The organism is Teretinema zuelzerae, assembly GCF_021021555.1.
GTDB lineage: Bacteria > Spirochaetota > Spirochaetia > Treponematales > Treponemataceae > Teretinema > Teretinema zuelzerae.
The window spans coordinates 1,508,966-1,533,522 of record NZ_JAINWA010000001.1; the positions used below are offsets into that span (position 1 = coordinate 1,508,966).

A 24,557-nucleotide genomic window follows, 5' to 3' on the forward strand; every position below is an offset into this window, starting at 1 on the left:
TATGAGTTTTTTTTCGTTCATGCAGAAACGCCTCCGCTGGAGCTACTGGAACGCCGCGCTTTTGCTGATTGCGGTTAACATCGGCGTCTTTATGCTCACATCAATGAATTACCGTCTGACGCAATATCTTGCGCTCAATCCCCTGCTCATGCTCAGACAGGGAATGTGGTGGCAGGTTTTCACCTACCAGTTCGTTCACGGCGGAACCGGACATCTGTTGTCCAACATGATCGGCCTGTTTTTCTTCGGCGCCATGCTGGAACGGCATAGAAGCTTCGGATCGTCGGAATTTCTCCTTTTCTACCTCGTATCCGGCACCCTTTCCGGAATCGCTTCCTTCTTTGTGTATTGGATCACCGGAACCTGGTTCGTTTTTTTGATGGGTGCTTCGGGCGCCGTCTTTGCGGTGCTCTTCGTGTATGCAGTGGTCTATCCACGATCGACGATCTACCTCATGGGATTCGTTCCCGTTCCCGCCCCGCTATTGGTAATAGGATATGCCGGCATCGAAGTATTCAGCCTCATCAGCGGAAGCAACAGCGGAATAGCGCATGGAACGCATCTGTTCGGCTTCGGCTTCGCCTGGCTGTATTGCCGAACGCGCCTCGGAATCAAACCCCTACAGGCCTGGCGGAACATGTGAGCCGATTCCGGCTTTTTTCGGCATTCAGATTCTCGAAAATTGTTATGCTCGTCGGCGTATCCGGCATGTTGCACTGCGCTCTTGCGGCTCAGACAATGCTCAGCATTCCGGTCTGGATATATCTTGAAGCCGTTCCCGGCAGCGGAAAGACTCATTCCTCGCTTTCCGATATTCCGCCGTACGAAGATCTGCGGGATCTCTCGTCCTTTCTCTTCGGCGGAATGATTTACGGATGGAAGTTTTCCTATATCCCGCCGGATAAAGCCAGAAACGTGGAAGAGGAATTTTCGCTCGAACCGATAGTCGCGCTGTCTCCGGAGGACCCCTCGCTAAGGCTCGAAGATGTAAAAAGCAGCTATCCGCGGCTCGAAGGCTGGGCACGATACGCGCTTTCGGAGGCTCAGGCAAAAAGGCTTCAATACTGGGAATCGAGCGGGTTCAGAACCGGAAAGGGAAGAGGAAGCGGAGAAAGGAAAGACGAAAGCGGCGGAATCAGGGATGCGTACGTCAAAGCCCTGCTGAATTCAGTCCGAGAGCGAGCCAGAGAGATGGAAAAAAACAAGCCGAAGGAAATAACCGGTGAATTGCTCCTCAGAGACAACCCCCGCCTGTTTCCGGACGAAGGCTTGTTCATCGCGGAAGTCAGGACTGTCATTCATATTGAAAGCGTCGTTCCCTATCGGTTGTATTAAGGCGTCGCTTCGTCACGCTAACGGAAAGAAAACCCGGACCCGCGAGCCTGAATCGCAGCGGTCTATCAAGAGAGAGCCGTTCAACTGCGAAACCAGAGCCTCGATCATCTCGTAGCCGAGAGAGTCTCCCTTTCGGACGGATTCGTCGAAGCCGCGTCCGTTATCGATGATCGACAAAACTGCCATGCCCTGCGCCGCGTCGAGAAATTCAATATCGATGAAGCCTTCATCTCCGATGCCGAAGGCATGAAGAAGGCTGTTCGACACCAGCTCGTTTATTACCAACGCCAGAGGAAGGGCCCTCTCGATGGAAAGCGAAATATCGATTCCCGACACTGAACACTGCACCTTCGAGCCGATCTCCGAATAGAGCGATACCAGATAATCGCACAAGCCGGTGCAGTATTCCTGCATGACGATGGACTCGACATCCGAAAATCGGAAAAGCGTTTCATACACCATGGAAAGAGCCATTATGCGCGAATGCGTCGTTTGGAGCGCTTTTTTCACCGGCTCATCCGTTGCGTGGATCTGCTGGAGATGCACGATGCTCGACAACAGCTGAAGATTGTCCGCCACCCGTTTTTTCAATTCCAGAAGAAGGTTTTCCTTTTCTTCAAGAATCCGTTCCGAATCCCGCGTCCGGTCTTCAAGAGATGCGGCCATGCGGTTGAAGGCGATCATCAAGTCGGTGATTTCGTCATGGGCGCGGTTCATGCCGGATCGCACGGCAAGGTCTCCGTCGGCCAAACTTTTGGAAAACTCGGTGAGCCGGATTATTCGGTCGACGAAGAGACGCCTCGCCATCTGAATGCACACGGCAAAAGCAGCGATACAGGCGAATAACATTAAAATCAGCACGCGCGCTATCGGAACCCCGGCCTCGTACAGCACGACGTCGTACGGAATCCGGACGGTTACGGTGAATTTCTGGCCGGAATCTGAAAGGGTTTGAGACGACGCCAGGTATTTTTCTCCGCCTATCTGAATAGTGCGCGTTTCCGCCCGTTCCCCGATCGATGAAAGCGCCTGCAGCTCGGAAAGAACGAAATCGCCCGGCTTGTCGGAATTCATACCGCTGGAAGAGAACAGGCGTCTCCCGTGAGCGTCGAATATTTCAAGAATCGTACCGTCGTCGGGAATGCGCTGGAGAGACAGCTCCGTGTTGTAATACGAGAGGTCGTAGGCGGCGATAAGGACAAGGGATGCGCCGGAAGCGATCTCTGCCGGAAGCGAATAGATTATAGACGGGGCGCCGGTCGATTTGCTGTAAAGAAAAGAACTCGCCGTAAATTCCCTGCGCCGCAAAGCATCGCTGAAATACTCGCGGTCGGACAGCGAATAGCCTGTTTTGCCCACTCCGGATGCGACGACAGAGCCTGCTTCGTCGGCTGCAAGCAAAACCGCGTAATCAGGATAAATTTTCATCAAGCTCTTGAAATAAACGTCCAACGTAGCATAATCCGCGCGACCGACTGCCCGGGTCTGTGATACCGCTTGCAGCAATTCTTTCGCGGAGCGGCAGATCAAACGCTGCTCGTTGATAAATCCTTCGCACAAATTGTCTAAAAACTGTTCTTTTTTGGAAATGGAAGCATAGCGCGCCGATGTGACGGAATACACGGTTATCACCAGCGTTGGAACAAGCGCAATGAGAACTATGAAGAAGATCTTTGTCCAGATTCTCAGGTTTTTTTGCACCCTTTACTGCGCTCCGGTGAAAATGATATAAAGGTAGGCATATTGTAACAGGAGTAAGTCATGGATGTACAGTCGATAATCAAAAATCTGCATCCCCTGGAAATCCGCGTTCTCCGGGCCTATGAGCCGGGAACAGAGTTGTCCATGGAGAAACTCGAAAAAGAACTCAATTATAAACCCGGACATGCGAACCAGGCGTTTTCATGGCTTGGAGGAAAATTTCTGGTCAAGGAGCTTCGCAGGGAAGCGAATACTTTTTTTGAAATAACAGAGCTCGGCAGGGCATGGGCATCGGAAGGAACGCCTGAAGAAAAAATCCTGAAACTCCTGCAGGAAAAAGGACCGCACAGCCTTCCGGAGATAGCCGCCGCGCTAAAACTGGAAAACAAGGACGTCGGTTCGGCCTTCGGACAGCTTTCTAAAGAAGGCGCCGTTCAGATGGGAGAAGACAAAAAAGCCGTCTTCAACTGCATGCCCCAGGATAAACGCATGGCCATAACCATCGCTCTGGTCCGCCTCGCGTCCCAGACGCCTTCCGGCGCCATCGACCAGAAAACCCTGACCCCCGATGAAATAGCCGTCATGTCGTCTCTCGCCAAAAAACGAGGCTCGGCGGATTCGCCCTTCCGCATTCTTGAACGGGAAACCGTCTTTTACGCGCTTCAGGACGAGGCGAAGGACGTTAAGAAAGCCCTGGATGCCGCGGGCATCACCGGAGAAGAAATAGGCACGGTTACCCCGGCGCTGCTGAAATCGGGAGACTGGAAAAAAGGTTCGTTCAGAGGATACAACATCGCCGTTCCGCCGGCCCGCGTCATACCGGGAAGAACCAATCCCTACGTGAGCTTTCTCGAGAGCGTGAAAGACAAGCTGTGCTCGCTCGGCTTCGAAGAATTCGACGGGCCCCTGGTAGAGACGGAATTCTGGAACTCCGACGCCCTGTTCATGCCGCAGTTCCACGCCGCGCGCGACATCCACGACGCGTATTACGTGAAAAATCCCACCCACGCCAAATCGATAGAAGAACCCTGGCTTTCGAACGTAGCCGCCGCCCATCAGAACGGCGGAAACACCGGAAGCCGCGGATGGAACTACAGCTTCGACCGCGACTTCACCCGCCGGCTCATCCTCAGAAGCCAGGGAACAGCGCTCTCAGCGCACCAGCTCCACAAAGCGAAGATTCCCGGCAAGTATTTCGGCATCGCCCGCTGCTTCCGCTACGACAAGGTCGACGCGACCCATCTTTCGGACTTCTATCAAACCGAGGGAATCGTTCTCGGCGACGAAGTGAATCTGAAAACCCTTCTCGGCTTCCTGGAAATGTTCGCGGTGGAAATCGCCGGAGCGACGGAAGTAAAATACGTTCCCGGATACTTCCCCTTCACCGAGCCCTCGATCGAAGTGCACATCAAGCACCCGGTTCTCGGATGGTTCGAGCTGGGAGGCTCCGGAATCTTCCGCCCGGAAGTAACGAAGGCGATGGGAATCGACGTGCCGGTTCTCGCCTGGGGAATCGGCATCGACCGCATGGCGCTCATGGCCCTGGGCCTCAACGACCTGCGCGAGCTTTTCTCCGGAGATATCGAAGGCGTCCGCCTGCGGAAAGCAAAGTATTAAAAAGGAGCTATCATGCCAAAGATCGAAGTGAACGAGCGGCTCTTCTTCAGCCTCCTCGGCGATACATACGACTACCAGAAACTCGAAGACCGGCTCACCTGCGCGAAGGCTGAGCTCGATGAAAAGCCGGACATGTCCGTCTCTTCGGACGTCCGCACCATTAAAATCGAGCTGAACGATACCAACCGCCCGGACCTCTGGTCTACTGCCGGCGTTGCCCGCCAGCTCAGGCTGCACGCGAAAAAAGGACCGGGAAAGAACGGAACCAAAGCGGACTATTCGGCATTCTTTTCGACGCAAAACGACGTTAAAGACTGCGCGAACCGCGTCGTTACGGTGGACCCGGCCCTGAAGGAAATCCGGCCCTACATGACGGCCTTCGTGATTTCCGGAAAACCCATCGACGAGCCGATGCTGCTGGACATCATTCAAACGCAGGAAAAACTGTGCTGGAACTTCGGACGAAAGCGCAGATCCATCTCCATGGGAGTATACCGCTCCGCAAACATTTCCTGGCCGGTTCATTACAAGGCAGTCGATCCCGATAAAACCAGCTTCGTTCCGCTCGCATGCGACGCGCCCATGACCTGCCGTCAAATTCTGACCGACCATCCCAAGGGAAAAGAGTACGGCTGGATCCTCGCCCAGGCAGAGAAGTTCCCCCTGCTCGTCGACGACAAAAACGAAGTCCTCTCGATGGCGCCCATCATCAACAGCGCAACGCTCGGAGCGGTCCAGGTGGGAGACAGGGATCTGCTCGTCGAAATGACCGGCACGGATATGCCGAGCCTCGTTCTTGCAACCAGCATCGTCGCCTGCGATTTCGCGGACGCCGGCTACTCCATCCTTCCTGTAAAAGTTGAACACCCCTACGACACAGGATTCGGCAAGGCCGTCACAACGCCCTTCTACTTCCAGAAGCCCGCCTCGACCACAATACCCGCGATCAACCGGCTTCTCGGCACCGAGCTCAAAGCGGCGGAGATTGCCGACGCCCTCGAGCGAATGGGCTGCGCCGTAGAAATTTCAAAGGAAACCGTCGCCATTCGGCCTCCCGAATACCGCAACGACTTCTTGCATGAAGTGGACATCATCGAGGATGTAATGATGGGCAGGGAAATCTCGAGCTTCCCCCCGCCAAACCGTCGGACTTCACGATCGGCCGGCTAACGCCTGTAACCCTTTTCAGCCGCAAGGCGAAAAGCCTGATGGTCGGGCTCGGCTACCAGGAGATGATTTTCAACTATCTGGGTTCGGGAAAAGATTTTATCGAAAGAATGAATATCGCAGGAACGGAAATCGGGGCAAAGGTCATCGAAATTTCCAACCCGATGACCGAAAACTATCAGTTCGTCAGGCCGTCCATTCTTCCAAGCCTCCTCGCCGCTGAAGCTCCTTCCGGCAACGCCGTCTATCCGCACAGAATTTTCGAAATCGGAAAAGTCGCGTATCTGGAAGAAAGCGAAAATACCGGAACCCGAACCAGACAGCACCTCGGCTTTCTTTCGGCGTCCGGCGAGGCGAATTTCAACGAAGCCGCAAGCCAGGTCGCCAGCCTGCTCTATTATCTGGACCATGATTACTCGGTATTCGAAACGCAGGACCCGCGGTTCATCCCCGGGCGCCAGGCAGGAATCCTTGTAAACGGCGTCCAGGCGGGCATTTTCGGAGAAATCCATCCCCAGGTTTTGGAAAACTGGACGATCGGCATCCCCTGCGTCGCAGGAGAGATCGATCTCGAATTGCTGATGTAATCAGACTATAAAACGGAAACCCGGACAGAATCGCCGCTGATCCGGGCTTTTTTTTGATACTCCGATCCCGTCAAGTCAGCGTTCCATATTTCCCGGGAACACCGTTCATACACAAAACTGTTCAGCTTAACAACCGCCTCCGGGAAGAAGCCCTTCAACCCCGTAACATCCATGATGGCGAACACATAGAGAACGCCGTCGCTCGTATTCCGCTTATGAGCCAATTTCCCGTTAAAATACAACGGCTCCCGATCCAGCAGACATTCTATTTGACAAACGGTGTTTTGAGTTACAGCTGTCCACTCGTCCGGAAGATAACAGGATAAATGCGTTATGCTGATGTCGAACACCTCGGCCGCGTGGACTTTAGAATCGGCAAGAATTTTGACCGAGCTCGAAGTTCCGCCCCGCGCGCGAAGCACGGAGCGGGAACCGTTAACCCTCAACGACTCCAGCATATTCGCCAGAGAAAAAAGATTCCGATACGGGCACACGTCCAATGGCAGGAACGGACGCCCGTGCGTACCGTTCGCCCTGAAATGATAAAAAAAATCTTGAATGGTCGACTGGGAATGCTCGCGATTATATAAAATTCCGAAGTGAATGCGTCCGTTCCATGTTTTTTCAGTAGTTTCAATCCATGCGGTCCAATCCAGATCGGGGATGCGGGAATCGATGCAGCAGAGAAAAAAAACTTCGGGGACAAAGGCCAGAATATTCCGGATCTGTAAATCGATTTCCGCTCGGCTTTCTCCTTCCAGGAAATGAACCTCGCAGCCTTTCATACAGAATCCTTTAAGAAACTCAAAGGGAATTCGCGATCTATCAGGAGCAACTACAAACGTCTTCATCCCGGCCTCCGCTCATTTTTTTGGATACATTTTAGCGATCTCTCTAAATGATATGGAAGCAAATGAGCATTACAAGGCGGTTTAGTAAAATGGCCGTTCTTTTTACAATCGGCTTGCAGGCATGGACCGGATGTTTTAGTATTCCGGGTAATCGATACGCGGCGTTTTATGCACAGGGAGGGACCATGCGGCATCAGATAATTGAACTGGACTGCGATTATTCGCGCGCAGGAATCGGCGCGCCCCAGCAAAAAGCGACGTTGCACACCTATATATTGGACAATTCGCTGGAAATGCAGCCGTTCAGACGAAGGCCTATGGTCCTCATCTGCCCGGGGGGCGGCTATGAATTCACCTCGTTTCGGGAAGGAGAGCATATCGCCGTCAGGATGAACGCGTTGGGATTCCAGGCCGCGATCCTGAAGTACAGCTGCAAGCCCGCTGTGTTTCCGGCGCCTCAGCTTGAAGCGGCCGCGGCCGTCGCCCTGATACGAAAAAACGCCGCCGCCTGGCATATACATCCGAAGAAAATCATCGCCGCGGGCTTTTCTGCGGGGGGACATCTGGCGGCCAGCCTCGGAACGCTTTGGAACGAACCCTTTCTTTCGGAGCTGACAGGAGTAAAACCCGCGCTGATACGGCCGAACGCTCTGCTCTTGTGCTATCCGGTTATCACTTCGGGTGAATTCGCCCACAAAGGATCTTTTAAAGCCTTGCTTGCGGAACGCCACGACGAGCTGCTCGAGAGCGTTTCTCTGGAAAAAAGGGTGACGAGCGACACGCCGCCCGCGTTCATCTGGCACACGGTCGAGGATCAGCTGGTTCCGGTCGAAAACTCCCTGCTTTTCGCGCAAGCCTTGCGGGCAAAGGGAGTTCCCTTCGAAATGCACTTGTATCAAAGAGGAGGGCACGGGCTTGCCGCGGCGACGGAAGAAACGGCGAACAGTCTCGGGTGGGGGATACAGGAAGACTGTCAGGGCTGGATAGACCTGGCCGGCCGATGGATACGATCTCTATAAGCGTTATTCCGATTTCTCGAGGATTTTTCTGAATCCTCTTTCATCGATTATCTTGATTTTGCCCCTGCTCAGCTCGACATACCCGTTTTTCTCGAAGTACTTGAGCATTCTGCTCACTACCTCGCGGGCGGTGCCGAGCTCTGCGGCAATCTCGTCATGCGTCGAATACACGATAAGCGACGGTCGAGACAATAGATATTGGGCTATTCGGACGTCCATCGCCTTGAAGGCGACCTGCTCCAGAACCCACATAATATCGGAAAGCCTGGAGTTCATGGTTTCCAGCATCAATTTTTGGATCGAAGGGTACCGTGAATGGATATCAGAGAATATATCGTTTGAAAGGGTGGTTATCCTGCAATCGGTATCGGTTTGAATCATCGCCTGCATCGGCATCGATCCCATTACGCAGGAAACGGAGAGCGTGCATAAATCGTTCGCGAACAAGCGATACAGGGTGATTTCCCTGCCGCCGTCGGACAGGATATATACGCGTACGACCCCTGAAACGACGACGATAACGCCTTTACAGCTTGTTGAATCGAATAAAACCGTTCCGGCGGGAATATCGGCAACCCGCAGATGCGAATGAACCATCGACTTGTCTTCGGGAGAAAGATAGATATCCAGGGGAAAGGCTGTTTGCGTATCGTCCATAAGAGCCATTTTCTCCGAAAATACCATTCCCCGCAAGCGGTAACGGTTTACAACGATTCTTTAAAAAGCTTCTACTTCGCTTTTATTCGGAAGGACAAAGGCGCAGACGAGATAGATCAGAATGCCTGTTCCGTAGCATAAGCCGAGGACAGCCCACACAATCCGCACAATCGCGACATCGATATTAAAATACTCCGCGACGCCGCCGCACACTCCGAATATCTTTCTTCCCTGTTCGATCTTATAAAGCCGTCGGGCCATGCTTATCTCCTCCGAATCAGAAAACGCATACGGTTATACGGAGCTTACCCTATCCAAAGATTCCGGTTCGACAGCCTCGTATGAATTCTCGTCATCAAATAAAAAAATCTCTTCTATCGGGGTTTCAAAAAAAACAGACAGTCGATGGGCAAGATGCAAAGAAGGGTTATACCTTCCCGATTCAAGCGAAATGATAGTTTGCCTGCTCACGCCGACCCATTCCCCCAATTCCTGCTGTGTCAAACCCCGCATTTGCCGTAAATCAGATAAAACATTTTTCATACACACCTCCTGGCTTACGCACCAGTGATTTTCGTTATTTATGTACATTATTTTTACATTCCTCAGCTACGAAAAAAAACGTACGGCGTTCGGCTTCAGTAGCCGAACACCGTACGTTCCGATTAAACAGACTTAGTCTTTAGCAGTTTCTTTCTCGAGGAAGGAGAGCGCTTCCTTCGCCTTGAATTCGGCGAAAGCGGCGGCTTCGTTGCGTACGAAGCTTCCTGAAACCTCTTCAAAGCTCTTTCCTACGTTCGCCTTCGGGAAAGAGGCCAGAACGTATACGCCTCCTTCAGGATCTACCCAGACCTCGTCGCGCTCGACGCCGGACAGAGACTGATCCGCGACCTGTTTGGAGATGTTCTCCATGAATTCGAGAACCTGGCGGTTGTCGCCGGAACCGGAATCGCTGGTGTAGTTGGTCAGCGCGGTTTTAACGCTCGTGGTAACCCAGCGTGCGATCTGATCTTTGGCGTCTGCTTCAGCGCGCATGATGGAATTCGGCTTGTTGGACATTTTTCCATATCCTACGGCAAAATACATTTCCGCGGATTTCGGAATCTTGTTCACCCACTGAGGCTGAGGCACGCCTTCAAGACCAATAAGCGGTTTTGCTACTGGTTCAGCATCTTTGTCGGGGCTGGAACCGCAAGATACGAACACGGAAGCCGCGAGCGCGATAGTTGCCAGAACGGCAAGAATTTTCTTCGTCATACATTTTCCTCCAGAATAAATCTCATTGCAGTAAGCTTAACACACTGCAAATAACAAAACAAATCAGCAAAGGTTATTTGTCACTTCTCCGCGAAAGAATCCTTAATAATATCCACTTCCTCTACAAACGCGGCGCGGGTCAGCTTTTCGCCGTCGTACAGCATCGCTTCGGGGACTCCGTAGGCCTTTTCCAGGGATTCCGCAGTCAGAACCTCTTCCGGAGTCCCCAGATCTATCGATCGATCGGGATGAAAAAGCATGACCGTATCAAAGTACTTTCTGGTAAGCGCGAGTTCATGAAGAGAGACATACACAGACACAGGCGTTTCCCTGCACAGGTTTTTGAAGAAATCCAGAGCTTTTTCTTTTTGCCTCGGCTCCATGGCGAACATGGGCTCGTCCATCATAATCGACTTTGAACCGTACAAGGCTGAAAAAGCCAGATACACGCGCTGCTGTTCGCCTTTGGACAAGGCGTCAAGCCGTCTATCCTTTAATTTTTCGAGTTCAAAGACCGAATAGACGTTTTTTTTCAGATCTTCCGCGTTTCCCTGCAATCCTCCTCCCTCATAGACCTGATCGAGAACGGCGGCGAGCGAAAGCTCTCCTGCGGAATCCTTCTCGAATTCCATATTCTGATAAATATATGAACACGCAAGGCTGCGCCGATGCTCTACTTCGGGGGTAAGACCGGGGCCGGGGGCCGTACCGTCGGGGGATGAAGCGCCTGAAAGAATGCGCGTATCCATTCCGAAAAGACGGACGACGCCTTCAATCGGAAGAACCCGCGCTCCGGCCAGCAGCATGAAGGTGGTCTTGCCCGCGCCGTTCGGACCCGTCAAACTGACGAAACCGCCCGGAATATCGGCCGTAAAGCCTGAAAAAACCGGTTTCGAGCCTGTTTCAATCTGCCCGGTTGACGGATCGGGCCAAAAAAAAGATACGTCTGTAAAACTGACTATTGATGTGTTTGATTCGCTCATGAGTACGGATTATACCATATAGGGTGAGTGTTCGTACCCTTGCAAAAAACGGGCAGGAAGAGTATTTTATAGCGTGATTAGGTATTTTCTTACCTATTAACGTTTTCTTCTCTCAATTCTTTTTATAAGGACGGAAATATGTCTGAAAAAAAACTTGTAATGATCGACGGCAACACCGCTGCCGGTCATGTCGCTCATGCCTTGAGCGAGGTCATCGCGATCTATCCGATTACCCCTTCAAGCCCGATGGGCGAAGTAGCTGACGAATACAGCGCGAAAGGCAAGAAGAACATTTGGGGAACCGTTCCCGAAGTCGTCGAACTCCAGTCCGAAGGCGGAGCCGCCGGAGCCGTACACGGCGCGCTGACGACAGGCGCTCTTTCTTCTACTTTCACCGCTTCGCAGGGTCTTCTCCTCATGATTCCGAACATGTACAAGATCGCAGGCGAACTCACCAGCACCGTATTCCATATTGCGGCGCGCGCGATCGCGGCAAGTTCGCTTTCCATTTTCGGAGACCACCAGGACGTCATGGCCTGCCGCCAGACCGGCTGGGCGATGCTTGCGTCGAACAATGTCCAGGAAGTCATGGATCTCGCGGTCATCTCCCATGCCGCGACCCTTGAGTCCAGGATTCCCTTCCTCCACTTTTTCGACGGTTTCCGCACCTCTCACGAAGTGCAGAAAATCGAAGAAGTGTCATACGACGTGATGCAGAAGATGATCGACGCGGAACTCGTGCGCGCGCACCGCGCTCGCGGTCTGACCCCCGAAAATCCTGCCATCCGCGGAACCGCCCAGAACCCCGACGTATACTTCCAGGGCCGCGAAGCGGTCAACGAATACTACCTCAAAGTTCCCGCCATCGTTCAGAAAGCGATGGACAAATACGCCAAGCTCACCGGACGCCAGTACAAGCTCTATGAATACTTCGGAGCTCCCGACGCCGAACGCGTCGTCATCCTGATGGGTTCAGGCTGCGATACCGTTGAAGAAACCGTTGAAGCCCTCGTTGCGAAGGGAGAAAAAATCGGACTTCTCAAAGTTCGCCTCTATCGCCCCTTCAGCGCGGAAGATTTCGTGAAAACCCTTCCCGCAACCGTTAAGGCCATCGCCGTTCTCGACCGCACCAAAGAGCCCGGTTCTCTCGGAGAACCCCTGTACGAAGACGTTCGCACCGCGATCGGCGAAGTACAAGCCGCGGGCAAATGCCAGTTCAAGGACTGGCCCCTCGTCATCGGCGGACGCTACGGTCTCGGATCCAAGGAATTCACTCCCGCCATGGTCAAGGCTGTATTCGACAACCTCAAGAACGAAAAGAAGAAAAACTTCACCATCGGCATCGAAGACGACATCACCGGTTCGAGCCTGAAATACGACGAAAGCTTCCAGCTTGAAGACCGCGACATGCACCAGGCAATGTTCTACGGCCTCGGATCGGACGGTACCGTCGGCGCGAACAAGAACTCCATCAAGATCATCGGCGAAGCCACCGACAACAAGGCGCAGGCCTACTTCGTCTACGACTCGAAAAAGTCCGGTTCGATCACGACCAGCCACCTCCGCTTTGGAAAGCACGCAATTCGCAAGCCGTATCTGGTTACTCAGGCCGACTTCGTCGCCTGCCACAAGTTCACCTTCCTCGAAAAATATGACATGCTTTCGAACGCCAAAAAGGGAGCGACCTTCCTTTTGACCAGCCCCTACGGCAAGGACGATGTATGGAACCACATCCCGGTCGAGGTGCAGAAGCAGATCGTTTCCAAAGAACTGAACTTCTACGTCATCGACGCCGTTTCCATCGCGGATAAGGCGGGAATGAGCGGACGCATCAACGTCGTCATGCAGACTGCGTTCTTCAAGATTTCCGGAATTCTGCCCGAAGCGGAAGCCGTATCCCTCATCAAGAAGTTCATCGAGAAGTCTTATGGAAAGAAAGGCGCCGACGTCGTCAAGAAAAACATCGACACCATCGATATGGCCCTCGCGGGAGTCGAAAAGGTTAACTACCCCAAGACGACCGACAGCAAGCTCAAGATGCTCCCCGCAATGACTTCAGACGCTCCCGAGTTCGTTCAGAACGTGCTGGGAACCATCGCGGTGAACAAAGGCGACTCCATCAAGGTAAGTCAGGTCCCGAACGACGGAACTTTCCCCTCGGCGACCACGCAGTACGAAAAGCGCGCGATCGCGGAACGCATGCCCATCTGGAACAAAGACCTTTGCATCCAGTGCGGCCAGTGCACCATGGTCTGCCCGCACGCGGTAATCCGCGCGAAAGCCTTCGATCCCAAATTCCTCGACAAAGCGCCCGCGTCTTTCCAGTCGGCGGACTATAAAACCAAGGAATTCGAAGGATGGAAGTTCACCATCCAGGCTTCTGCAGAAGACTGCACCGGATGCGGTCTCTGCGTACAGCAGTGCCCCGCGAAGAGCAAAGACGATCCTAACGTCAAAGCAATCAACATGAAGAACTTCGCGGATCACCGCGCAGAAGAATCCGCCAACTGGAACTTCTTCAAGAATCTTCCCGATCCCGATTCTTCAAAGCTCAACCTCTCCAACGCGAAGTTCATCGCGATGAAGCGGCCGTTGTTCGAGTTCTCCGGCGCATGCGCAGGCTGCGGAGAGACTCCCTACGTCAAGCTCCTTTCCCAGCTCTACGGAGACAGGGCGGTCATCGCGAACGCGACCGGTTGTTCCTCCATCTACGGCGGAAACCTCCCCTCGACCCCGTACTGCAAAAACATCAACGGAAACGGACCCGCATGGTCGAACTCCCTGTTCGAAGACGCGGCCGAATTCGGCTTCGGAATGCGCCTTACAAGCGACAAGCTCGCCGTTTACGCGCGCGAAGTTGCTGAAACAGTCAAGGGCAAGGGAATCGCGGCGGACACCATCGGACGCATCCTCGCAAACGAGCAGGCAGACGACGCGGCGGTTGCCGCTCAGCGCGCCGACATCGAAAAGCTCAAGAAAGAACTCGCTTCTTCTTCCGACGCAGACGCCAAGGAACTCGCTTCCCTGACCGACCACTTCGTAAAACGCTCCGTATGGGTTATCGGAGGAGACGGATGGGCCTACGACATCGGATTCGGCGGTCTTGACCACGTTCTCGCGTCCGGACGCAACATCAACGTCCTCGTTCTTGACACCGAAGTGTACTCGAACACCGGCGGACAGATGTCCAAGGCGACCCCGATCGGCGCTGTCGCCAAGTTCGCGGCCGGAGGTAAGAGCACTGCAAAGAAAGACCTCGGCATGATTGCGATGACCTACGGCTACGTGTACGTCGCACGCATCTCCATGGGCGCGAACATGAACCAGGTGATCAAGGCCTTCCGCGAAGCTGAAAGCTACGACGGTCCGTCCCTCATCATCGCGTACAGCCACTGCATCAACCACGGCATCGACATGGAAAAGGGAATGACCAACCAGAAAGAAGCCGTTACCTGCGGTCTGTGGCCCCTGTACCGCTACGATCCCCGCCTTGCTACCGAAGGAAAGAACCCCTTCCAGCTCGACAGCAAGGAGCCGGATTACAACCTTGCGAACTTCATGTACAAGGAAGTTCGCTTCAAGAGCCTGAAGGCAGCCGATCCCGATCGCGCCGAAATGCTCCTGAAAAAGGCTGAGGACAAGGTCCGCCGCCAGTGGAAGGAATACGAATATCTTTCCAAGCGCGAATTCTAAATCTTCGTTTGAGAGCCTTGCGGCTCTCAAATAGAAAGAGGCTTCCCGGTAGATTCCGGGAAGCCTCTTTTTTTTTCGCTGTACTGCTTATGTTGAGAGAATTATAGAATTTCTCTTAGAATCCCATCCGAACGCCTAAACCGGCTCCCAAACCGGCTCCGGTAAAGCTTTTCAGGAATGAAGGGGACTGCGCTCCGACGAATAGATTAAGCTCGAGCACTCGCAGATTAAAGATCATCCTGAGCTGCTGGCTCCAGGCAAGATCTTCGTATTGCGTGCCGAGGCTCAGAATTAAGATATTCGCAAGATTCAGTTTGCCTTCCAGTCCGCATTCCATAAAGACCGAATTATATACGCCCAAGCCAAGAGACGGTGTAACGGTCAGCAGTTTTCCGAACGGGGTATACCCTGCGTGAAGCCCGATTTTGAAAGGCCGTACGAATGAAACATTGCTTGAATCATAGGTAAAGTCGCTTTCTTCCGTCGTGGTAAACATCTCGGTTTCTTCTTCGCCTTCCTCTTCCTCTCCCAGACTGACGCCGTCCAGCACGCTTTGCGTTTCAACAGAATAGGTCGCCGTCATGAGAGCCCGGTTGCTTAATCGGGCGGGAACGATCGGGATTTGCTTCAGCGAAGCGCCTACTGCGAGCACCGGAAACAGCTGATATTCCCCGGTCACGCTCAAGTCCAAGCCGCCCGAACCGAACAGATTGGAAATCGCCTCGTTTGTGTTTATTCCCGAATCGATTCCTTCCAGCGAAACGACGGAATAGATGGGAACAGTTGCATTAAGGGAAGCAACGACTGTTCCGTCGCTCCGTGTCTCGAACAGGTATGTGGTTGTCGGATTGTCTATGTGGATAAGCGGCATGTAGTACACAGGCTTAAAGTCCACGGTAATCGGGCCGACAGGTGTCGGAATCCTGGTTCCCACATGCGCGCCCAGTTCTACGTTCAAATCGCCCCACATCAGGAAATCCCCGGTATATGCCTTATCGAGCGTGTTTCCTTCGGCTATGAGCTCGAACAGGGATCCCGGCACATTTCCGTACGTTGTTCCCTGTAGTCCGAAGAAAACGCCCATCTGAAGGGTTTTACCCAAATTCAGATTCATCAGCCATGCGGCATCAGCGCCGCCTGAAAGCCTGAATCCGGGCTTGGAGAGATCCGCGGCTATTTGATCGAGATCGATCACCAGGGTTTCCTGAAAGAAATCCGTTAGACCGATGTAGTTGTTAGACGCGGCCACTCCCAGATCAAAACCGGTTTCGAAAAACCTCCGCGGAGCGTCGGCGGCCCAGGAAGAAGCAAGAATCAAAAATAAGGCGACTGTAGGTAATAGCTTTTTCATATTAGTCCTCTCCTCCCAGGCTGAATGACTCATTGATATCTGTCACAACCTTCACGGTAATCGTAGCGTCCAGGCCGGCTAGCCGGGGCAAAGCCACGTCCTCGTTAACGGTAATGCTGAAATTAGGCGTAAAGGGAACCGTATCCATGATGTCTTGGATATCATCCCTTGATATCGTTAATTCATAATCCCCTTCGCCGACGTCGAGCGTGATCTCCTTGCTGAACGGAGAGCCGTCGGCTAGAGGCGCCGTGAACAGGAAGGTTCCGTTCAATCCCAACCGGTTGTTGTACGCGACGGACAATACCATCGATTCGAGGTTTCCGAGGGCCCGATTTATATCGTCCTCTTCCGGGTCGGTCGACGGTTCGCGTCCGAACAGATCCGTTGCAGGCTCGCCGTCTTCAGGGTTTAGACCAGGTATGTTGAGTTCAGCCCCGCCTGAAGCAACCTCGAACGCGATCGGGAACACGATGACAAGGTCGGCAGTGAGCTTTGTGGCGCCTTTTGGCGTCACACCGTCAGCTTCATAGAGATCGGCCTTGTCCAAGGTGATCGAGTTTACGTCGATCGAGTATTCGAATCCAAGATTCGACGGGGAAGCGTTTAATACTCCAGCAAAGCCCGTAAGAGAGGCGCTGGGAGCGGGAAGGACAGAGGTAACCAGACCATCGGCATCGGCGGCGATTGCGAGAGGCGGAACATCCTCGATCGTGCCGTTGTAGTGGCTCGCGGTCTGCGGGGCGCCATCAGCGTCGAGGTAGGTAGAAGCAATAAGAGCGGTTCCCGAAAGATTATTCAATCCGCTCAAGTAAAAGTACATCGGGATGTCGACGAAGCCGAGGCCGTCGCCCAGATATTCGGTAAGGGAGCTCATGTCCAAGGGCTCGCCGCCTTCTTCGGGGTATGAGCCCGCAAAGCCTTCCTGGGGGTCGATTACGATGCTCGTCCACTCGGCCACGAGCTCGGCGGTGTCGAGAGCGAAACTGAAACTCGCGCCGGGAGTGAGATTTGCAAGAGTCATCGTCGCAGGATCCGTAGCCGTAGCAGCTACATAACCGGGAGGAGTCACGGTGAAGGTAAAGTCGATATCTTCGTAGTTTCCGGGAATGAACGAATACGGGCCGTTCGTATAGGAATATTCGACTCCAGTCGGCGGATTCGAGGGCGCGATCGAATTGGTTTCGTTTATGCCGAATGCATTCGAAGCGATTTGAAGGCTGATATTATTCCCGGCAGGAAGTCCGTTCGTAAAGGTCAGGTCGAGGCCGACCTCTGTAAAGGCGACGGAAGATACCCATTGCTTCATATCGTCCGATATGGGCTGCGACACCTCTGTAACGAATTCGAATCCGGCGCCGGGACGCAGCGTTACTGTCGCGAAACTATCGATAGCAACATCGGTTGCTACAGTAAACACCAAACCGGTAGTTCCGAGTCCGCTAAAACTAGCATTTGTTGCGGAAAGGGTAATTTCGCCACTCAGATTTATCGAGTTAGCGTTGATTATTTCGCCGGCCAATGGAACAGAAGGATTCGCAGAAGTGTCGTTTACCAGCGAGGTGCTTAATCCTCCGGTCTGCGCGATTTCCAGATCAAGTTCGCGGGTAAATCCCGATATAACTCCAGTCCCGGATGAAGGCCCGATGGTTAAATCGATCGAGCCGGTTCCTACGACTGCTTGAACAAAGGTCGCGTCGTTTATCGCGGGAATGGAAACGTTGGGAATCTCAACCGATACCGGATCAAGCGAGACGCCGGTCGCGGCGTCGAGGCGGGTTGAGTCGGCGAATGCCAGGCTGAATTGCAGCGTACCGGTTGTCGGCGCTGAAGCATTAAGACCGAGAACGATTCGCACTTCATTGGCTAAATCTGTCGTTCCAATCAAAGGAATCGACACTGAGGTGGTACCGGAAAGCGCGACAGGCAACCCGGTTCCCGAGGCTTTGATTGTTGTTCCATTCTGCAATGTCACCGAGGTCAGCGTCAAATTAGACGGAGCGCTTGAGAAATCCAACACCATTTCGCCGGCTGAAAACGAAGCGGTATCGAATCCCGGAAGAGTCAGTTCAACGGGCAATTCTCCTGTGCCAGCAGAAAGAACAACAGGAATCGCCGGAACCGCAGGAATAGCATTCAACACTGCGAGCAGTTGAGCGTTAAAATCCACCGTCTGAGGATCGGGATCCGTGATATCCGGCACTGTAAAGGATTGCTCGGGCATATCTGCTGCGATTGAGTCTTCGAAATTCAAATCAGCAAGATACTGGCCGAAGTCCAGGTCTATCGAAGTCAGGGGATAATGAACCAGGAACCGCATGGTATTGTCCTGCTCAAGTTCAAAATCTTCGGGGTCATCCGCTGATAGCGCTCGCTCAAACGGATATTCGTATACCTGAAGCTCCGCGTCGGGGCTGTCGGCGCCCATCATTTCCCGGATATCCGCAATGGAAAGGTATTCTGATATCTCCAGACTCGTGCTGCCGAGCGGCGCATAAAAAGTCGGCGATCCTTTCACCTGGATGTTGGAGACGAAGTCTCCGCACGATACGGCAAGGATAGATGCTGATAGAGTCAGTACGCTTAATCTCGATATAAATTTCATTCTTTGAATCCTCCTCTGGAAGGTCTGTATACAGTCTAATCTATTTGAACACATAATTCCTTTTGCGCTGTCAGGACTTTTACAAAAGCCTCGAAGTGCATGGGGCGGGACACCAGAAATCCCTGAATCTGCTCGCAACCCCGCGTTTGGAGCATCTCCAGCTGATCGAAGGTTTCAACGCCCTCTGCGATGGACGCAAGGCCGAAGGCTCGGGCCATGGAGATCACTGCAGATACTATGTCGGCGCCGTTTCCCTTCTTGTCCATCGACCTGACAAAGGATTGGTCGATTTTCAGGCAATCGACGGGAAGACGATGCAAATACTGCAGCGAGCAATACCCGGTTCCGAAATCGTCGATTGCGAAAGTGACGCCCAGCTCCCGAATCCTGCACATAATCTCTGTAACCTGGCTGATGTTCCTCATGCAACCCGATTCAGTCACCTCAAGTTTTAATAGTTCCGCCGGCAAGCCGGTTGTAGCAAGCGTCGATCGTACGCGCTCGGTAAAATTCCCCTGATCGAACTGCCTCGCTGCCACATTCACTGAAACCTGAACAGGAAAGCCCATATCGAGCCACTTCTTCGCGTCTTTGCACGACTGCAACAAGACCCAGTCGCCCAACGGCGATATAAAGCCGGATTCCTCGGCGACCGGAAGAAAATCGCCGGGCGGAATTATCAGATTAGGTTCAGGAATCCAACGAATCAGAGCCTCGACGCCCACCAGACCGAAGGGAGAACCCGGAATCGCCTCCGATGTTTTCGTCTGCGGCTGGTAAAACAACACGAATTCATTATTGGCAAGAGCCTGATGCATTTTTGCTTCAATCTCGAGACGGCTTTTATTTGCCAGCTCCATTTCCCCCGAGGCGTAGCGGTACAAGCCTTTGCCGGCGTCTTTAGCAAGATACATGGCGCCGTCCGCCTTGCGGAGCAGGGTTTCAGGATCAGTTCCGTCCTTCGGATACAACGCTATTCCGACGCTGGCCCCGATATATACCTCCGTTTCCATCACCTCGAAACACGCGGATAGTTTTTGAACGATCGCGCCGGCAATCTTTCCGGCGTTTTCCTCGGCGGCGAGGTTTTGCAAAATTATCGCGAACTCGTCGCCTCCGATCCTGCACAGAGTATCGGAATCGCGTATCGCTTCGCGCAACCGCTCGGCAACCTTCACGAGCAGAGAATCCCCGGCCAGATGGCCCATCGAGTCGTTCACGTTTTTAAACCGGTCAAGATCGACGAACAGCACGGCAAAGCAAGTGATATTTCTTTTCGAAACCGCTATTTCATGCTCAAGCCGATCGGCGAACAGCATTCTATTAGGAAGAGCCGTTAACGGGTCGTAATACGCTAATCTGTTAAGTTTAGCTTCCGCTTCCTTAATTACCGAGATATCTGTGGAAATTCCGACATAGTTCACCGGAATCCGTTTTTCATCATAAATGGTATTGATGGTCTGCCACTTCGGGAATACAGTGCCGTCCTTCTTTCGGTCCCACACCTCGCCTTCCCAGCATCCGGATGAAAGCAGAGACTCCCACATCGACTGATAAAATTCAGGAGAATGATGATCAGACTTGAAAATACGCGAATTTTTTCCAAGAATCTCGTCTCTTCGATAACCCGTCATGATGCACATCGCGTCGTTCAAATCGATGATTTTCCCGGATAAATCGGTGATAATTACGGCTTCGCTGGTGTTTGCCAGAACTTTTTCAAACAGTTCCAGCTTTCCGTTTATTTTCACGAGATCCGAGGTCCGTTCCAGCACTTCCTTTTCAAGGTCGTTTTTCGCCGAAATAACCGCCTTATGAGCCGCGATCACCCGTTCATGCATCAATTTTACAGCCGACGCAATCTCCCCGATTTCATCCTTCGCATCTTGCACGTCATCAATTTCAAGGCCGTCTTCAAGACCGGAATAATCAGAATTTTCCCCATCCAGACTGTTTTCTTCCTCGATTTTCTTTACAGCGTTTCCGATCAACCCCAACGGACGAGCGATCCAATAGTAAAAAGCGTGAGTTATGAGAAAAATGAAAAACAACGCGAATAAACCGGCCATAAGAACGACATTTTGCATTATTTCGCTGGTTTGAATCCGGAGAATCCGTTGCGTCCGGGTAAAAAGCGAAAAAACATAGCCGCCGTTCTCGGTGTAATAATCGATTGAACCTTCTATCCAGTAGTCCTTTCGCCCTTCAAGCAGACCGGCTTTTCTGTTGTATTTAGAAAAATCTAACGATTCGCCCAGGAAAGGCCCTGTCATTACAAGATCGACGTAGACTGAACTGCGCTGGCGCAGCGATTGAACCTTCGACTCGCCGATTTCCGTTCCCATAATCAACCATCCGGCGCTGTCTCCCGAGGCGTCGGACCGAAAAATGCGCGAAGACGAGGCCATATACGCAGTGTTATCGACTCGGATCACTCCGGACGAGTTCTCGACTATTCCTTTCATGCACAAACACGCATCGACGTCTTCTGGACACGGCGATCCGCTGGTCAATCCTGCGCCGGGAATATGCATTAATGAATATTTGAGCGAACCAGACGGGTCGTACATCGCTATGAAATCCACGCCCAGATTCTTCATGCTGGTTTCAGAAAAATTGTTTCCGGGAAATTCCGGATTTTTGCCTTCCATAAATTCGTACGTATCATCCCAGAAGGCATAATCCTTGACGGTTACTTCCAGCGCTTCCTGGTCGGACGCTAAGGAATCGATCACGCGCAGAATGTCTCTGCGGGCAAGGCTTTGCTCTATCGAGTAGAATTTGGTTTGAACAAGCGCGACTAAAAGCGATAAAAAACCGACAGTGAAAAATATAACCAGAGAAATGCTTAAAATTTGAAGCCGTGTTTTAATTCTCATTTCTTCCGTTACTCCGCATCACATTGCTTTGAAGTATATGACCGAAAGAGAAACAGTCAAACTTCCCGGCATGTTGAGAAACGCGATGAAGCGATGCAAAACCGCAAAAAAAGTGTTTGACCATATTAAACACCCTTGAGATAATCATCGATGGAGGAGTATATGGCGCAAAATTTCAAACCCATGAACGCGAAACACTGTTATGCTTGCATCCAGTGGGACGGCCAAAGAGCCTTGGATCATGAAAAACAGGTAATTAAGGTTGACGATAAAAAAGCGGAAACATGCCGAATTCTGCATAAAAAGGTGAAAGGCGACGGCTACTGCGAGAAATTTTTTCCAATTCGATAAAAAAAGAAAGACGGGCGTTTCTCCCGTCTTTCTTTCATTTACTCTAAAAGATTCGTTTGCGACAATCAGCCGAGAATTTTCTTCAAGTCCGCTTCCGGCGTTGAAATGGGAGTCACATTCCACTTTTCAACCAGAACCTTCAGGACGTTAGAGGAAACGAAGGCAGGCAAGGTCGGTCCGAGGTAGATGTTTTTTATCCCCAGAGAGAGAAGCGTAAGCAGAACGCACACAGCCTTCTGTTCATACCAGGAAAGAACCAGGGTGAGGGGCAGCTCGTTGACTCCGCACTTGAACGCGTCCGCAAGAGCGAGCGCAACCTTGATCGCGCTGTACGAATCGTTGCACTGGCCCATATCCATAATTCTCGGCAAACCGCCGATTTCTCCCAGATCAAGATCGTTAAAGCGGAACTTTCCGCAGGCAAGCGTCAGAATCACCGAATCCTTCGGTGTTTGCTGTACAAAATCCGTATAGTAGTTTCTTCCGGGCTTCGCGCCGTCGCAGCCGCCGACCAGGAAGAAATGCTTGATCGCTCCGGTTTTTACCGCGTCGACAACCTTGTCAGCAACCGAAAGAACTGTTCCGTGGCCGAAGCCGGTGGTGAGCACATCGCCGCCGTTGATTCCGGTCATCTTTCGCGCTTCCCTGTAGCCGCCGAGTGCTTTCGCCTTAGCGATGACAGCGGAGAAATCCTTTTTCCCGTTTTTTTCGTCGATATGCACCATTCCGGGATATCCGACTACGCTGGTCGTAAAAATCCGGTCCGAATAAGAAGCCTTCGGCGGCATCAGACAGTTTGTCGTAAAAAGGAATGCTGCGGGAACTCCGTCGAATTCCTTTTGCTGATTCTGCCAGGCTGTTCCGAAATTTCCCTTCAGCTGCGGATGCTTCTTCAGTTCCGGATACGAATGACAGGGAAGCATTTCGCCGTGCGTATATACGTTTATGCCCGTGCCGTCGGTCTGCTCCAACAACTGCTTCAGGTCGTGCAGATCATGTCCAGTCACGACGATGAACGGACCGGGTTCTACATTGGTAGTAACCTTGGTGGGCACTGGAACACCGTACGTTCCGGTATTGGCGGCGTCGAGGATTTCCATGCACTTAAGGTTCGCCTGACCGAACTCCATGTTCAAATCCAGCAGCGTCGGAACGTCGAAATTAGAAGCCAAGGCTGAAAGGCCTTTGTAGAAGAACGAATAGACTCCCGGATCGCGCTTGCCCAGAGCCGCCGCGTGATGAGCATACGCCGCCATTCCCCTCATGCCGAAAAGCAACAGGGATTTCAGGCTCCTCGCGTCTTCATCCTTCGAATTCCAGATCGTGTTCATATCAATTTCGCGCGAGTTTTCGGCTGAAGCCTTGAGTTTCGCCGTTTCATCGGCGATTTTCGCGCCAAGAGCGCTGATATCGGCATTGTCGAAATTGACATTGGTGATGGTCATGAAAAGAGCGTCCACGATCAAATCGTCGGTGACCACGGAAGCGCCTTTTTCAAGAGCGGATCGCGCGAGAGCGATAAGCTTGCCTGTAAGCGCATCCTGAAGATTAGCAGTATCTTCCTTTTTTCCGCACGCTCCGGATACCGTGCAGCCCTTCCCCCCTACAGTTTGTTCGCATTGAAAACAGAACATCGACATTTGGCAACCTCCTATTGGTTGTTCTAATCATATGTTCTCAAGCATTCTTCTGCTGTTGCAAATGCAACACGAAAAAGAGATGCCCCTACCTTTCGCACACGCCGATGGTCAAAAACGACTCAGGGGACCAGGGGCTGCCGGTAAAGTCTCCATAAAAAGACACATGGGAGAAACCTGAACCGTGAAGCATTTCCAAAAGTTTGTCTTTTTTCAGCGGATTCAGAAGCGTCGACGATTGCAGCTCCAGCTCTTTTTCGCCGTCCTCAAGTATGGTATCGAAAGAAATGAGACCGTCAGGACCAGGCAGCGAATAATACCGCTCGAAGCTGACGTCGTCATGAAGAATCACCGGCAAACCGCGAATTTCCCGGGCGATAATCCGGTCGTAATTGAGTATCTGAAAAACAAAGACTCCCTCCGTCTCCAGAATATTTCCGACCTGCGTGAGAAAGCCGGTAACGGAACCAGGGTCGGTAAGATGAACCAGAGTATTGCCCAAACAGGTAATAAAGCTGAATTCGTCTTCGGGGAACAGGCTTTCAAGAGCTGTCATATCGCCGTTTAACAGCTCTACTTTACCGCTTTCTCCTGGATACATCTTTTCAGCCGCGAGTTGAAGCAGCCTTTCGTTGAGATCTATCCCGACAAGGCGTTTAAATCGTTCTGTGAACATAGAGAGAACGGTTCCCGTTGCGCAGCCGATGTCGAGAAAGGAGTTCGGCTGAACCGGGTTTTTACCGTCGCGAATTCCGCCGGCCCATTCGGAGGAAGGATTCAGCACATGGTTAAGGAATGATTCCTGAACAGGATCATACGGGAATATCAGATCATAATAAGGCGCAAGTCCGGAATAAAAATCCATAG

17 protein-coding genes and 1 pseudogene are annotated in these 24,557 nt (G+C 52.3%); 6 read left to right on the forward strand and 12 right to left on the reverse strand.

The window, feature by feature from the left end:
• Window position 1: 1 nt before the first annotated feature.
• Window positions 2–643, forward strand: coding sequence for a rhomboid family intramembrane serine protease (locus K7J14_RS06635; protein ID WP_230754577.1), 642 nt, complete (start codon window positions 2–4; stop codon window positions 641–643).
• Window positions 640–1,335, forward strand: coding sequence for a hypothetical protein (locus K7J14_RS06640; RefSeq protein WP_230754578.1), 696 nt, complete (start codon window positions 640–642; stop codon window positions 1,333–1,335). Before K7J14_RS06635 ends, K7J14_RS06640 begins: the two co-directional genes overlap by 4 nt.
• Before the next feature lie 12 nt (window positions 1,336–1,347).
• Here K7J14_RS06640 and K7J14_RS06645 read toward each other — a convergent pair whose 3' ends face one another.
• Complete coding sequence (locus K7J14_RS06645) at window positions 1,348–3,036, reverse strand: sensor histidine kinase (RefSeq protein ID WP_230754580.1); 1,689 nt, start codon at window positions 3,034–3,036, stop codon at window positions 1,348–1,350.
• A gap of 60 nt (window positions 3,037–3,096) precedes the next feature.
• On the opposite strand from K7J14_RS06645, the gene pheS reads away from it, so the two are divergent.
• Both pheS and pheT read left to right on the forward strand, forming a co-directional pair.
• Window positions 3,097–4,653, forward strand: a complete 1,557-nt coding sequence (gene pheS, locus K7J14_RS06650; RefSeq protein ID WP_230754582.1) for a phenylalanine--tRNA ligase subunit alpha — start codon at window positions 3,097–3,099, stop codon at window positions 4,651–4,653.
• A 12-nt stretch (window positions 4,654–4,665) separates the two neighbouring features.
• Window positions 4,666–6,407, forward strand: a pseudogene (pheT, locus tag K7J14_RS06655) (phenylalanine--tRNA ligase subunit beta).
• Window positions 6,408–6,412: 5 nt separating this feature from the next.
• On the opposite strand, the gene K7J14_RS06660 reads toward pheT, so the two are convergent.
• Entirely contained in the window at window positions 6,413–7,192 is a 780-nt protein-coding gene (locus tag K7J14_RS06660; protein ID WP_230754583.1) for a hypothetical protein, read from the reverse strand.
• A gap of 251 nt (window positions 7,193–7,443) precedes the next feature.
• Here K7J14_RS06660 and K7J14_RS06665 point away from each other — a divergent pair, with 251 nt between their 5' ends.
• Window positions 7,444–8,277 (forward strand): alpha/beta hydrolase, encoded by an 834-nt coding sequence (locus K7J14_RS06665; RefSeq protein WP_230754584.1) that lies wholly within the window; start codon window positions 7,444–7,446, stop codon window positions 8,275–8,277.
• Window positions 8,278–8,280: 3 nt separating this feature from the next.
• Here the strand turns inward: K7J14_RS06665 and K7J14_RS06670 are convergent, their stop codons facing one another.
• The 5 genes from K7J14_RS06670 to K7J14_RS06690 all read right to left on the reverse strand — a co-directional run bounded on the left by K7J14_RS06670 (window position 8,281) and on the right by K7J14_RS06690 (window position 11,174).
• The gene (locus tag K7J14_RS06670) at window positions 8,281–8,943 is read right to left on the reverse strand and encodes a Crp/Fnr family transcriptional regulator (RefSeq protein ID WP_230754586.1); all 663 of its coding nucleotides are present in this window, start codon (window positions 8,941–8,943) and stop codon (window positions 8,281–8,283) included.
• Between the two features lie 51 nt (window positions 8,944–8,994).
• Window positions 8,995–9,195, reverse strand: a complete 201-nt coding sequence (locus K7J14_RS06675) for a PspC domain-containing protein (protein ID WP_230754588.1) — start codon at window positions 9,193–9,195, stop codon at window positions 8,995–8,997.
• 33 nt (window positions 9,196–9,228) lie between these two features.
• Window positions 9,229–9,477, reverse strand: a complete 249-nt coding sequence (locus tag K7J14_RS06680; protein WP_230754590.1) for a helix-turn-helix transcriptional regulator — start codon at window positions 9,475–9,477, stop codon at window positions 9,229–9,231.
• Between the two features lie 132 nt (window positions 9,478–9,609).
• Entirely contained in the window at window positions 9,610–10,191 is a 582-nt protein-coding gene (locus tag K7J14_RS06685; protein ID WP_230754592.1) for an LPP20 family lipoprotein, read from the reverse strand.
• An 80-nt stretch (window positions 10,192–10,271) separates the two neighbouring features.
• Entirely contained in the window at window positions 10,272–11,174 is a 903-nt protein-coding gene (locus K7J14_RS06690) for an ATP-binding cassette domain-containing protein (protein WP_230754593.1), read from the reverse strand.
• A 138-nt stretch (window positions 11,175–11,312) separates the two neighbouring features.
• Here K7J14_RS06690 and nifJ point away from each other — a divergent pair, with 138 nt between their 5' ends.
• Window positions 11,313–14,867: a pyruvate:ferredoxin (flavodoxin) oxidoreductase gene (nifJ, locus tag K7J14_RS06695; RefSeq protein ID WP_230754595.1), complete on the forward strand. Its 3,555-nt coding sequence runs from the start codon at window positions 11,313–11,315 to the stop codon at window positions 14,865–14,867.
• A 115-nt stretch (window positions 14,868–14,982) separates the two neighbouring features.
• Here the strand turns inward: nifJ and K7J14_RS06700 are convergent, their stop codons facing one another.
• The 5 genes from K7J14_RS06700 to K7J14_RS06720 all read right to left on the reverse strand — a co-directional run bounded on the left by K7J14_RS06700 (window position 14,983) and on the right by K7J14_RS06720 (window position 24,555).
• On the reverse strand, window positions 14,983–16,218 hold the full coding sequence (locus K7J14_RS06700) for a hypothetical protein (protein ID WP_230754597.1): 1,236 nt from the start codon (window positions 16,216–16,218) through the stop codon (window positions 14,983–14,985).
• 1 nt (window position 16,219) lies between these two features.
• A complete protein-coding gene (locus K7J14_RS06705) occupies window positions 16,220–18,823 on the reverse strand; it encodes an autotransporter outer membrane beta-barrel domain-containing protein (protein ID WP_230754599.1) in 2,604 nt (867 codons plus the stop codon).
• A gap of 35 nt (window positions 18,824–18,858) precedes the next feature.
• Window positions 18,859–21,702 (reverse strand): EAL domain-containing protein, encoded by a 2,844-nt coding sequence (locus tag K7J14_RS06710; protein ID WP_230754601.1) that lies wholly within the window; start codon window positions 21,700–21,702, stop codon window positions 18,859–18,861.
• A gap of 416 nt (window positions 21,703–22,118) precedes the next feature.
• Entirely contained in the window at window positions 22,119–23,687 is a 1,569-nt protein-coding gene (gene hcp / locus K7J14_RS06715; RefSeq protein WP_230754604.1) for a hydroxylamine reductase, read from the reverse strand.
• A gap of 91 nt (window positions 23,688–23,778) precedes the next feature.
• Entirely contained in the window at window positions 23,779–24,555 is a 777-nt protein-coding gene (locus K7J14_RS06720) for a class I SAM-dependent methyltransferase (protein ID WP_230754606.1), read from the reverse strand.
• Between the last annotated feature and the right edge of the window lie 2 nt (window positions 24,556–24,557).

Excerpts from the sequence above, each read along its gene's own strand:
- K7J14_RS06665 (WP_230754584.1), top strand. The coding sequence starts at position 7,444 with ATGCGGCATCAGATAATTGAACTGGACTGCGATTATTCGCGCGCAGGA.
- K7J14_RS06635 (WP_230754577.1), top strand. The coding sequence starts at position 2 with ATGAGTTTTTTTTCGTTCATGCAGAAACGCCTCCGCTGGAGCTACTGG.
- pheS (WP_230754582.1), top strand. The coding sequence starts at position 3,097 with ATGGATGTACAGTCGATAATCAAAAATCTGCATCCCCTGGAAATCCGC.
- K7J14_RS06675 (WP_230754588.1), bottom strand. The coding sequence starts at position 9,195 with ATGGCCCGACGGCTTTATAAGATCGAACAGGGAAGAAAGATATTCGGA.
- K7J14_RS06700 (WP_230754597.1), bottom strand. The coding sequence starts at position 16,218 with ATGAAAAAGCTATTACCTACAGTCGCCTTATTTTTGATTCTTGCTTCT.
- hcp (WP_230754604.1), bottom strand. The coding sequence starts at position 23,687 with ATGTTCTGTTTTCAATGCGAACAAACTGTAGGGGGGAAGGGCTGCACG.
- K7J14_RS06720 (WP_230754606.1), bottom strand. The coding sequence starts at position 24,555 with ATGGATTTTTATTCCGGACTTGCGCCTTATTATGATCTGATATTCCCG.
- K7J14_RS06660 (WP_230754583.1), bottom strand. The coding sequence starts at position 7,192 with ATGAAAGGCTGCGAGGTTCATTTCCTGGAAGGAGAAAGCCGAGCGGAA.
- K7J14_RS06670 (WP_230754586.1), bottom strand. The coding sequence starts at position 8,943 with ATGGCTCTTATGGACGATACGCAAACAGCCTTTCCCCTGGATATCTAT.
- K7J14_RS06685 (WP_230754592.1), bottom strand. The coding sequence starts at position 10,191 with ATGACGAAGAAAATTCTTGCCGTTCTGGCAACTATCGCGCTCGCGGCT.
- nifJ (WP_230754595.1), top strand. The coding sequence starts at position 11,313 with ATGTCTGAAAAAAAACTTGTAATGATCGACGGCAACACCGCTGCCGGT.
- K7J14_RS06690 (WP_230754593.1), bottom strand. The coding sequence starts at position 11,174 with ATGAGCGAATCAAACACATCAATAGTCAGTTTTACAGACGTATCTTTT.
- K7J14_RS06710 (WP_230754601.1), bottom strand. The coding sequence starts at position 21,702 with ATGAGAATTAAAACACGGCTTCAAATTTTAAGCATTTCTCTGGTTATA.
- K7J14_RS06705 (WP_230754599.1), bottom strand. The coding sequence starts at position 18,823 with ATGAAATTTATATCGAGATTAAGCGTACTGACTCTATCAGCATCTATC.
- K7J14_RS06680 (WP_230754590.1), bottom strand. The coding sequence starts at position 9,477 with ATGAAAAATGTTTTATCTGATTTACGGCAAATGCGGGGTTTGACACAG.